The following is a 10,116-nucleotide window of genomic DNA, read 5'->3' as shown; positions in this document are numbered from 1 at the left end:
AGAGGTCCCCGACCCGCGTCCACTGCCGTGACGACGGGAGGCCGAACTGCTCGAGTAACTGGCCGGCGGTCCGTTCCCGGCCCTTCTCGACCTCCAGGACCCGCCCGACCTGTTCGACGGCCTCCAGGGCCCGCAGCGACGCCGGTAGTTCGGCAATCTCCTGGGACAGTAGGGCCGGTCGCACGCTGGCCCCCACCCGGACCCGGCCGGCCTCCGGCGTCACCGCACCCAGCAGCACGCGCAGCAGGGTGGTCTTGCCGGCTCCGTTGACACCGACCAGCCCGATCCGGTCCCCCGGTCCGACCAGCCAGGTGACGTCGTCGAACAACGTCCGGTCCCCGATCCGGACCGTGATGTGCTCGGCGTCGTAGACGTCCTTGCCCAGCCGGGATGCCGCGAAGCTGCGCAGCGCCATGGTGTCCCGGGGCGGCGGCTCGTCGGCGATCAGCGCATTGGCCGCGTCGATGCGGAAGCGCGGCTTACTGGTCCGGGCGGGCGGGCCGCGGCGTAGCCAGGCGAGTTCCTTACGCAGCAGGTTCTGGCGCCTGGCTTCGGTGGCGTCGGCCCGCCGGGTGCGTTCGGCCCGCGCGAGCACGTACGCGGAGTAGCCGCCCTCGTACGCGTCGACACGCCCGTCCACGACTTCCCAGACCCGTCCGCACACCTCGTCGAGGAACCAGCGGTCGTGGGTCGCGACGAGCAGTCCACCGCGGAAGCCGGCTAGATGCCGGGCGAGCCAGGCGACCCCCTCGACATCCAAGTGGTTCGTCGGCTCGTCCAGGATCAGCAGGTCGGTGTCCTGGACGAGGAGCCGGGCCAGCGCCACCCGGCGGCGTTCCCCGCCCGACATCGGTCCGACCGGGTCGTCGAGCCGTTCGAGCAGCCCGAGCCCGGCGAGGATGCCCCGCTGCCGGGGATCCGCCGCCCACTCGTGTTCAGCGACGGTGCCCACGACAATCTCGCGCACGGTGCGCTCGGCGGGGAGCACGTCGGCCTGCGCCAGGGTGGCGATCCGGGTGGAACCGGCGGGCACGACCCGGCCGGCGTCCGGGGCAACCTCGCCGGCGATGATCCGCAGCAGGGTGGACTTCCCGGCCCCGTTGCGCCCCACGACCCCGATCCGTTCCCCGGCGCCGATCCCCAGGCTCACCCGGTCGAGCAACGTCCGGGTGCCGAACGCGGCGTTGACGTTCTCGAGGCTGACCAGGACGGCGCTCACGGCGCTTCGCCTGCTCCCTCCACCATCCTGGCGCCGCTCGCCGGCCCGGAGGCCCGGCGTACCGCGCGGGCGACCCCCATCCCGGCGAGGCTTGCCGCGAGCGCGATGCTCTCCTGCGCTCCGGCCGCGAGGAAGGCGCAGGTCGGGCCGGAGCCGCTCACGACCGCCCCGACGGCTCCCAGCTCCCGGCCCGCCTCCAGGACGCGGCGCAGGGACGGCCGAAGCCGCAGCGCCGCCGGCTGCAGGTCGTTGACCAGGGCGGCCCCGAGCTGACCGGGGTCGCTGGTGCGCAGCGCGGCGAGCACGTCGTCGGCGGGGGTCGGGCCGGTCCGCAGTTTGCCCTCGGTCAGCCGGTCGAACTCCTTGTAGACCGCGGGGGTGGACAGACCGCCGTCGGCGAGCGCGAACACCCAGTAGTACTCGCCCGTCGCCAGGACGTCGGTGAGCTGCTCGCCGCGCCCGGTGCCGAGTGCGGTGCCGCCGGCCAGGGGGAACGGGACGTCGCTGCCGAGCTGGGCGGCGAGCCGGGCCAGGTTCGCCCGGTCCAGGCCGGTCTGCCAGAGCGCGTCGCAGGCGACGAGCGCCGCCGCCGCGTCGGCGCTGCCCCCGGCCATCCCCGCGGCGACGGGGATGCCCTTCGTCAGGGTGAGATGAACCCGTTCCGAGGTGATGCCCGCGGCCTCGGCAACCAGGTGAGCGGCCCGGACGGCGATGTTGTCCCGGCCGGTGGGGACGATGGAGACCTCCGGCGTGGACGTCGCCGGACCCAGCGACGCCGGGTCGGCGCCCTCCCCGGACACCTCGACGGTCACGACGACGTCCCCGCTGGACCGGCCGTCCCCGCTGGACCGGCTGTCCCCGTCGGTGGTCGATGGCCCCGGGTCGTGGAACCGCGGGGGATCGACGGACGTCGCCGAGACGTCGTCGAACAGCGAGACGGCCTGCAGCACTGTGATGACGTCGTGGTAGCCGTCCGGTCGGAGCGGTCCGACGCCGAGATGCAGGTTGACCTTGGCGGGGGCTCGCACGGTGACGGTGGCGGGGCCGGCTCCGACGCTTCGGCGCGGACCCGGGTGGGATTGAGGCAGCGGATGCTCCTTCGCTCGGACGCACGCGCGCCCGCTGGGCGGCGTGGCGTTCGGTGGCGGCCGGCACCCAAACCTATCCGCCCACGCCGGGAGCGGATGAGCGTCCGCCCGTGAAGGATCGCGAGGGACGCAGCGAATCGGCTCCCGGCGACGCGGCGGGGACGATGCGCGCTTCCGTTCAGTGATCGTAGCTGTGCCGACGGGAACGGGTTGTTGTCCGACCGGAGAATTCGGGTATCCCTGATCGTGAACGGCCGCACCGGAGAGCGCCCGGACGGATCGTCCCTCGACGTCCCGCTCCTGGTCGGACCTGACCCCTTCCACCGCTTTGGGCGCTCCGACGATGCCGGCCAGGAAGGAGCACCATGACCACCACAACCAGCGCGGCCGGGCCCGAGGCGAAGGCCTCGGACGCAGGTGGTGCGCGTCGCACCACCGTGCCGGAGCGCAAGACATCCACCGAGCTGATGACCGGCCGGGGCCGGACGTCGATCGCGGACGCCGTCGTCAGCAAGATCGCCGGTGTCGCGGCACGCGAGGTCTCCGGGGTACACAACCTGGGCTCGAGCGGGGCCCGCGCGATGGGTTCGTTCCGGGCCCGCATCCCCGGCGCGTCGGCCAGCGCCTCCCAGGGGGTCGCGGTGGAGGTCGGGGAACGGCAGGCCGCGATCGACCTCGACGTCGTCTGCGACTACGGGGTCTCCATCGTGGATCTGTCCCACTCGATCCGGCACAACGTCGTCACCTCTGTGGAGGGAATGACGGGCCTGGAGGTCACCGAGGTGAACATCGCGATCGACGACGTCTACATCGGCGAGGAGGAGTCGGAAGAGTCGCGGCGGGTCGAATGAGCACGAACCCGACAGCGGCCGGGCCGGTGAGCGGGTTCGCCTGGAACCCGGATGCCGTGGCCCGGACCGTGCTGTCCTGTCCCGGTGTCGTCCGGCTCATCGGCGCGCCGGTCCGGCACGAGGATCGTCACCGTGTTCCGGACGGCGGGGCGGGCGCTGCGGCCGAGGTCGCGACCTACCTTCCGGGCCGCCGGGTGGAGGGGGTACGGGTACGGCCGGACGGGATCCTGGTGCAGATCGTGTGCCGGTACGGGGAACGGCTCGGTGAGCTCGCCGCCCGGGTGCGCGCCGCGGTGCTGGCGGTCGAACCCGGCTGTCCCCGGGTCGACGTCGTCATCCGTGATCTGGCAGTTCCGGATCCGTACCGGTCATGTCCGCAGGGGCCGGACGCGGCGGTAGTCGGTCCGGAGACGCCCCGTTCGGGGGTGCCGGGTGCGGGGGTGCCGGGGATGGGGGCGCCGTGACCTCCGATCGGCGGCAGGAGTCATCCCGACGCCAGCCCGACGCCGCCCGACGCAGAGCCGAGATCCGCGCGTTCATCCGCACGCACCATCCGGATCGGGGAGGTGATCCACAGGCGTTCGCCGCCGGCCTGCGGGCCCTGCGATCCGCGCCGGATGGGCCGGACGGGCCGGGTGTTCCGGGTGTTCCGGGTGTCCGCCTCACCACCCATCACCGGCCCACCGCCGCGGACATCCTGTTCGCCTGGGTTCGCGGTCGCGGGCGCCGGTGTTCCGCCTCCACGCGCCGGTGGTGGTCGCACCGCCGGGCGCGGTTCGGCCCCGGCCGTGGTCCTCGGGTGCGCTGAGGCGACACCGGGTCCGCGGGACCGCACCCCGGGCTCGGTTCCATGTGACGATCACGCGGGATGCCCCTCGATCTGCCGGTCCAGAGGGGCGGACCGGGTACTGCGGACGGGCCGGGCTGGACGGGCCAGGAAAGGGGAAGAGCCACATGCGATCGAGCGCGCTTGGCCTGATCATCGGTCTGATCGCCGGACTCGCCCTCGCCTTCGGGGGCTTCAGCGAGTTTCTGATCGTGCTGGTCTTCGGTGCGATAGGGCTGGTCATCGGCAAGGTGGTGGATGGTGATCTCGATATCACCCGTTATGTGGGCGGTGACCGGCGTCGGGGGCGGCGGTGAACGAGAGGGAGCGTGCGCGACCGGGCCGTCCCGCGGGTAGGCGGGCGGGGGCCGGTTCCCTGCGGGTGGCGGACCGGGTTGTCGAGAAGATCGCGGCCATGGCGGCGGCGGATGTCGTCGGCGTTACCGGACCGCCACGCGGATTCCCGCGCCGTGGCGGCGCGCGGCGTCGTGGGCGTGCCGGGCGGCCACGGGTCTCGGCGAAGATGGAGGGAGCCACCGCCCGACTGACGATGTCGTTCTCCGTGCGTTACCCGATCCCGGTCACGGAGACGGCCGAGCTGGTCCGGTGCGAGGTGCGGGACCGGGTCGCGGCGCTCACGGGTGTGCGCGTGGCACACCTGGACATCGATATCCCGTCGCTGCCCTCCGATGGGTAGCGGCCCTCTTCTGTCCCTCCGGTTCGCGTTCAGACCACGGGTAACAGACCACGGGTAACAGACAAGGTTGGGCTCGGTTAGGGGAGGGTGCCGTGCGGGTGGGGCGCAGGATCGTTGCCGGACTGCTCGCCGCGCTGATCGTGGCCGTCGGGGGCATCACCGTCATCGAGATCGTGGCCGCGGCCGGTGGTGGCAGGGGCTACGTCGTGGTCGACTGGCCGGCGTGGGCGGACGACCTGGCGGACACGGCCTGCTCCTCCGGGCCAGTCCGACTGGCCGCGGGGATCTGCGTTCTGGTCGGCCTGCTGCTGATCTGGCTCGGAGCGTGGCGCGGAACACCGTCCCGACTCGCCGTGCGGCGCAGCTGCGCGCAGACCATTGTCTTCGTCGAGCGGCGAGGGGTTGCGTGGGCGCTGCGCTCCGCAGCCCTGACCGTCGACGGGGTGCGGGCCGCCCGGGTTCGGGTCCGTGACCGGACCGCCGACGTCCGCCTGCGCCTTCGGCAGCGTGCCGCCGGTGGCGCGCGGGAGCGCGCGGGTGCCGTCCTGGCCTCTACGCTTGTCTCCTTCGAGTTGGCTGAGCCGCTCGAGCTGCGCATCCAGGCGACCCCGCCGGCCGCGGACCGGACCGTCAACGGGGCGGGCCGGGCCGGTGGCGGTGCGGCATGACCGAGACGCGGGCAGTGGGCGGGCAGGCCGCCGAGGGCCGCTCGGCGGGTGGCGGGGTACCCGCGGAGCCCGGCGGGAGGCCGGCTGGGCTGTCCGAGCCGCCGCCCGACCGCCTCAACCGGGTCGCCCTGGTCGGAGTCGGGTTGCTCTGCCTCGCGGCCGGTGTTCTCGCGTTGCTGGTGGGGGCCGGTGCGTTCGGAAACGACGTCGCCGACGAGGCGGTGCTCGACGCCGACACCCGTTCCTACCCGACCTCCCACGCCTGGTTCTGGCTCGTCGTGGGGATCGGTTCCGGGCTGGTCGTCCTGCTTGCCCTCGGGTGGCTTCGGGCGCAGACGGCGCTGGCGGCGCGGCGTCGTGGACTCTACGTGACGGGTGATGCGCTCGGCGCTGTCCATTTGTCCGCCGCGGCACTGACCGACGCCGTCGAGGACGACGTGCTCGGGATCGCGGGCGTCGAGGCGGTGCGGGCGGTGCTGCGCGGCAGGCGGGAACCCGTGCTGGAGATCGCGGTCACCGTTGTCCCGGGGCCGGGGGTCGCCGGCGTGCTCGACGACATCCGTGGCCCGGTGCTCCATCGAGCCCGGACCGCGGTCGGTCGTCCGCGGCTACCGGCCAAGGTGGAGGTCCGCCCCGCTGCCACCATCCGGCCGCGGGTGCGCTGAGGTGCGGCCCGGTGTGACCGGGCAGGGTGACCAAGGCCGCGACGCACCCAGGGGCTTGACAGAACGGGGTCGTTTCCCCCATGCCATGGCGCGTCCGGTACTGTGAAGGACCGCGCCGCGGTGGTTCCACCGCCCTCCGGCGCCGGATCCCCAGTTCAGGAAAGGATGAGCGCCGCCATGTCCGAGGTCCGCATCGCCGCGGAGCCGCGCACCGAGTTCGGTAAGGGCGGGGCTCGTCGCACCCGTCGGGCCGGCAAGGTCCCGGCTGTTCTCTATGGTCACGGTAAGCCGCCGCGTCACATCGCGCTGCCCGCACACGACCTCCTCCACGCCTTCAAGACCGACGCCGGCACGAACGTCCTGTTGACGCTCGAACTGGCCGAGGGGACCGAACTCGCGCTCGCGAAGGATGTCCAGCGCCACCCGATCAAGGGCAGCTTCGAGCACATCGACCTCGTGCTCGTGGCCCGGGGCGAGAAGGTCGTGGCTGACATCCCCGTGCAGGTGATCGGGGAACCACACCCGGACACCCTGGTCGACCAGCAGGTCACCACGATCGCGGTGAAGGCCGACGCCACCCGGCTGCCCGGCCCCATCGAGGTCGATATCACCGGGCTCGAGCCAGGTACGAGCATTCTCGCCCGCCAGCTGGTGCTGCCGGCAGGCTCCGAGCTCGACGCCGATCCCGACCTGGTCGTCGTGCAGTGCCTGGCCAAGCGGACGAACGCCCAGCAGGAGGCCTCGCTCGGCGAGACTCCGGTGGCGGAGGAAGCCGGCGTCGCGAGCGCGTCCGTCTAGGCGGATCCGCTCCATCGCCGATGTCGTCTGCCGATGATGATCACTCCGGCCGGCGATGGGCCCTGGCTCGTCGCCGGTCTCGGCAATCCCGGACCGGCCTATGCCGGCAATCGGCACAACGCCGGCTTCATGGTCGTGGACCTGCTCGCCGAGCGGACCGGGTCGCGGCTGAAGTCGCACCGTTCCCGGGCCGATGTCGCAGAGACCCGCCTGGCCGGGGCGTGGGCGGTCCTCGCTCGTCCGCTCTCCTTCATGAATCTCTCCGGCGGTCCTGTCGCGGCGGCCCGGAGCTTCTACAAGGTCGAGGTCTCCCGACTCATCGTGGTGCACGATGAGCTTGACATCCCCTTCGGGGCCGTGCGGCTCAAACGCGGCGGTGGGGACAACGGCCACAACGGTCTGCGGTCCATCTCCTCAGCGCTCGGGACGCGGGACTATCTGCGGGTCCGGGTCGGCATCGGCCGTCCGCCCGGCCGGATGGATCCGGCCGACTTCGTGTTGCGGGACTTCACTTCGACCGAACGCCGTGAGCTGCCCCTCCTGCTCGAACACGCGGCCGACTCGGTCGAGATGCTCATCGCCGACGGTCTGGAGCCCGCGCAGAACCGCTATCACGCGTTGCTCTGAACCGCTCGACGGACGCCGCGTGTTTCTGCCGGTCCGGCGGACACTCCGGATGCTTGGCTACTTCAAGTGTTGGCATGGATGCGAAAGGTCAACGGCATGGCCGGTTGTCGGGGAACCGGGGAGCGGAGGCTTCGTGCACTGGCATGAGGGGGAGAGAAAGGGCGAGCGAGCGCGGAGGAGTGCCGGATGCTGGCGTTGACGGCGGGCCCGCCGGCCGATGGTCGGGCATACAGCGTCGTGGCCCTCGGGGCACATGCGGACGACGTGGAGATCGGCGCCGCTGCCACGATCATGCAGTTGCTGGCCGCCCATCCGGAGGCCACCGTGCACTGGGTGGTCTTCTCGGGCGAGGGCGAGCGCGGCTCGGAGGCGGAGGAGAGCGCGCGTGAACTGCTCGGCTCCTCGCTCGGTTCGCTGCACCTGCACGAGGTCCGGGACGGTTTCCTCCCGCGGGAGTGGAGCGGGGTCAAGGAGGTCCTGCTGCAGATCGCCCGCCAGGTCACCCCGGACATCGTGTTCGCCCCGGCGCTCGCGGATGCCCACCAGGATCACCGGGTGCTCGGCGAGCTGGCGTGGCAGGCCTTTCGCGGGGCGCTCATCCTCGGCTACGAGATCCCGAAATGGGAGGCTGACCGGCTGTCCCCCAGCCTGTACGTCCCGATCCTCGAGGAAACGGTCGGGGCGAAACTCGATCATCTCAAACGTCATTTCCGCAGCCAGCAGGACCGCGCCTGGTTCGACGACGAGACCTTCCGCGCGACCCTGCGGCTGCGTGGCGTCGAGTGCGGGACGCGCTACGCGGAGGCGTTCGACGCCCGTAAGGTGATGCTCACCTTCTGATATGCCTCCCGTCCACCGGTCTCCCGTCCACCGGTCTGCTCCGTCGGCTCGGTGAGGCCCGGCGGGAGATGGGCCGGCGGGCAGGGACTCAGGCTGGCGTCAGATGTTCCTGGATGCGACCGATGAGCGCCGTGTGGTCGAGTTCCTGTAGCACGTAGGCCTGGCCGGCTGTTCCGATCTCGGCAGCCTTCCAGGGCTGTTCCAGCAGGCTGCAGGCGGCGTCGGCGAAGGCGCCCGCGTCCTCGGCGACGAGCAGGTGGGTACCGGGCGTCCAGCCGAGGCCGCGGCTGCCGGTGGGTGTGCTCACGACCGGCGTTCCCGCCGCCATTGCCTCGATCGCCTTGATGTTCACGCCGGATCCCGAACGCATCGGGTTCACCGACAGGGTGGCGGTGGCGAGGTAACCGGCGACGCTCGGCACGTCGGTGTGCAACTCCACGCCCTCGAAGCCACCGAGCCATGCCGCCAGGCCCTCCTCCGGACGCCGCCCCACCACCTGGAAGGTCGCGTCGGGATGGCGGACCCGGATCGTCGGCCAGCAGCCGCCGAGGAACCAGCGCAGGGCTTCGATGTTGGTCGGGGTGTCCAGCGAGCCGACAAAGATCAGCTTTTTGCCGGCGCTGTCCCGAGGCGCCGGCTTCCGGCCCGGCGGGGTCGGCTCGGTGCCGGCCGACCCGGTGCCCGTCGGTGCGGTGAGGGCGCCGACGGGCAGGAACGGCGGCAGGTGGAACGTTGGGATGCTCGCCCGCGTACGCCGCCAGTTGTGGTCTTCCAGCGAGATGTCCGCGATGCAGGTGATGAGCGGAGAGTGGTGCATCGAAAGCTCCGCCAGCCGCAGTTTGTGATACTCCAGCTCGTAGGCGACGGCGCGCGGCCCCGAGCTGTTGCGGGCCAGCACCCGGAAGAACTCCGAGTCGACGTTGTGCGCGCGCACCAGATGCGGCAGCTGCCAGATCCGGGCGACCTCCTCGCCGAGATGCGACGTCCGGCAGCTGTAACTGATCACGGCGTCGGCTCGTGGCGGTGTCGACTCCAGCGCGCGGCGCAACGGACCGACCGGCCGGGATGCGTGCATGAATGGCCGGGCCGTCAGGTGTGCCCGTGGGCTGTCGTCACGAGGCAGCCGGATGACGGCCGAACCCGGCACGGCCTCCTCGTACACGGCGATATCCAGGTTCTCCCGGGAAGGCACCAGGACCTGCATCCGAACGCCGGCCGCGGAAGCCGCGGTGAGGAAGCTGAAGGTCTCCACCCGGCCGCCCGCGTCCGCCGGGAGAAACGGTTCCTCGACAACGACGATCCAGCGCGTGGAGTCGCTCACCGGACAACTGTAACGACCGTGGGGTCGGGTAACGACTGCGGGCTCGGTACTCGCGCGGGGTGTCGCGGACAGTTCCAGGTAGATGACAAGAGTGTCGTGAGGTGAGGGTGGGGTCGAGGTGCGCGCAGGTCCGCCGGGGGTCCATCCGATTCCGCGGGACGACTTTGGCGCGGTGCGGGTGCCACGGCTGCGCGGCGTCATGGCGTCAATGGCGCCGTACCGCAAAGGACGGAGCCGTTGGTTGTGGCTGACCGGCGGAACGCTACGGTAACCGCCATGACAGGTGTCCGGACCATCGGTCGAGGTGCCGCTGTGGCGGCGCTGGGAGCCACAACCGTTTACGGTCACGTCTTGTATCCGATCTATATCGGATTGCGCAGCCGTGGTCTGGAGTCGACGGCACCGCCGGACCCTGAGATCTGGCCGGGACTGAGCGTGGTCGTCTCCGCCTATCGGGAGTCGGCGGTGATCGGGGCGAAACTGGATGAACTCACCCGCACGGACTATCCCGGGCCG

The 10,116-nt window shown here is 71.7% G+C and carries 12 protein-coding genes and 1 pseudogene; 10 read left to right on the top strand and 3 right to left on the bottom strand.

Annotated features, from left to right (window positions below; translation table 11 throughout):
• On the bottom strand, window positions 1-1,219 hold a 1,219-nt coding region (locus tag AC08ON_RS07960; RefSeq protein WP_476616708.1), incomplete at its 3' end, for an ABC-F family ATP-binding cassette domain-containing protein.
• Window positions 1,216-2,247 carry a 4-(cytidine 5'-diphospho)-2-C-methyl-D-erythritol kinase gene (locus AC08ON_RS07955; RefSeq protein WP_476607062.1) on the bottom strand — a complete coding sequence of 344 codons (1,032 nt, stop codon included), beginning with the start codon at window positions 2,245-2,247 and terminating at the stop codon, window positions 1,216-1,218. The genes AC08ON_RS07960 and AC08ON_RS07955, both read right to left, overlap by 4 nt.
• A 425-nt stretch (window positions 2,248-2,672) precedes the next feature.
• Between AC08ON_RS07955 and AC08ON_RS07950 the strand changes: the two genes are divergently transcribed.
• The 9 genes from AC08ON_RS07950 (at window position 2,673) to AC08ON_RS07910 (ending at window position 8,279) form a co-directional block, all read left to right on the top strand.
• Window positions 2,673-3,158, top strand: coding sequence for an Asp23/Gls24 family envelope stress response protein (locus AC08ON_RS07950; protein ID WP_476607061.1), 486 nt, complete (start codon window positions 2,673-2,675; stop codon window positions 3,156-3,158).
• Window positions 3,155-3,622, top strand: coding sequence for a hypothetical protein (locus AC08ON_RS07945; protein ID WP_476607060.1), 468 nt, complete (start codon window positions 3,155-3,157; stop codon window positions 3,620-3,622). The genes AC08ON_RS07950 and AC08ON_RS07945 overlap by 4 nt, the downstream gene beginning before the upstream one ends.
• Before the next feature lie 490 nt (window positions 3,623-4,112).
• The gene (locus AC08ON_RS07940) at window positions 4,113-4,301 is read left to right on the top strand and encodes a DUF2273 domain-containing protein (protein ID WP_035732549.1); all 189 of its coding nucleotides are present in this window, start codon (window positions 4,113-4,115) and stop codon (window positions 4,299-4,301) included.
• Window positions 4,298-4,681, top strand: coding sequence for an Asp23/Gls24 family envelope stress response protein (locus AC08ON_RS07935; RefSeq protein WP_476607058.1), 384 nt, complete (start codon window positions 4,298-4,300; stop codon window positions 4,679-4,681). The genes AC08ON_RS07940 and AC08ON_RS07935 overlap by 4 nt, the downstream gene beginning before the upstream one ends.
• 92 nt (window positions 4,682-4,773) lie before the next feature.
• Window positions 4,774-5,349 (top strand): DUF6286 domain-containing protein, encoded by a 576-nt coding sequence (locus tag AC08ON_RS07930; RefSeq protein ID WP_476607057.1) that lies wholly within the window; start codon window positions 4,774-4,776, stop codon window positions 5,347-5,349.
• Window positions 5,346-6,014 carry an Asp23/Gls24 family envelope stress response protein gene (locus AC08ON_RS07925; protein WP_476607056.1) on the top strand — a complete coding sequence of 223 codons (669 nt, stop codon included), beginning with the start codon at window positions 5,346-5,348 and terminating at the stop codon, window positions 6,012-6,014. The genes AC08ON_RS07930 and AC08ON_RS07925 overlap by 4 nt, the downstream gene beginning before the upstream one ends.
• A 177-nt stretch (window positions 6,015-6,191) precedes the next feature.
• Window positions 6,192-6,812 carry a 50S ribosomal protein L25/general stress protein Ctc gene (locus AC08ON_RS07920; RefSeq protein ID WP_035732506.1) on the top strand — a complete coding sequence of 207 codons (621 nt, stop codon included), beginning with the start codon at window positions 6,192-6,194 and terminating at the stop codon, window positions 6,810-6,812.
• A gap of 36 nt (window positions 6,813-6,848) precedes the next feature.
• Window positions 6,849-7,439, top strand: a complete 591-nt coding sequence (pth, locus tag AC08ON_RS07915) for an aminoacyl-tRNA hydrolase (protein WP_476607065.1) — start codon at window positions 6,849-6,851, stop codon at window positions 7,437-7,439.
• 186 nt (window positions 7,440-7,625) lie between these two features.
• Window positions 7,626-8,279 carry a PIG-L deacetylase family protein gene (locus AC08ON_RS07910; protein ID WP_011438324.1) on the top strand — a complete coding sequence of 218 codons (654 nt, stop codon included), beginning with the start codon at window positions 7,626-7,628 and terminating at the stop codon, window positions 8,277-8,279.
• Between the two features lie 88 nt (window positions 8,280-8,367).
• On the opposite strand, the gene AC08ON_RS07905 is transcribed toward AC08ON_RS07910, so the two are convergent.
• Window positions 8,368-9,600 carry a glycosyltransferase gene (locus tag AC08ON_RS07905; protein WP_476616707.1) on the bottom strand — a complete coding sequence of 411 codons (1,233 nt, stop codon included), beginning with the start codon at window positions 9,598-9,600 and terminating at the stop codon, window positions 8,368-8,370.
• A gap of 312 nt (window positions 9,601-9,912) precedes the next feature.
• Between AC08ON_RS07905 and AC08ON_RS07900 the strand changes: the two are divergent.
• Window positions 9,913-10,116, top strand: a pseudogene (locus tag AC08ON_RS07900) (glycosyltransferase family 2 protein); the annotation flags it as partial.

It is taken from the genome of Frankia sp. CoWAU3, assembly GCF_977971855.1.
The sequence above is the reverse complement of the archived record's forward strand: the minus strand, read 5'-3'. Positions and strand labels throughout refer to the sequence as shown.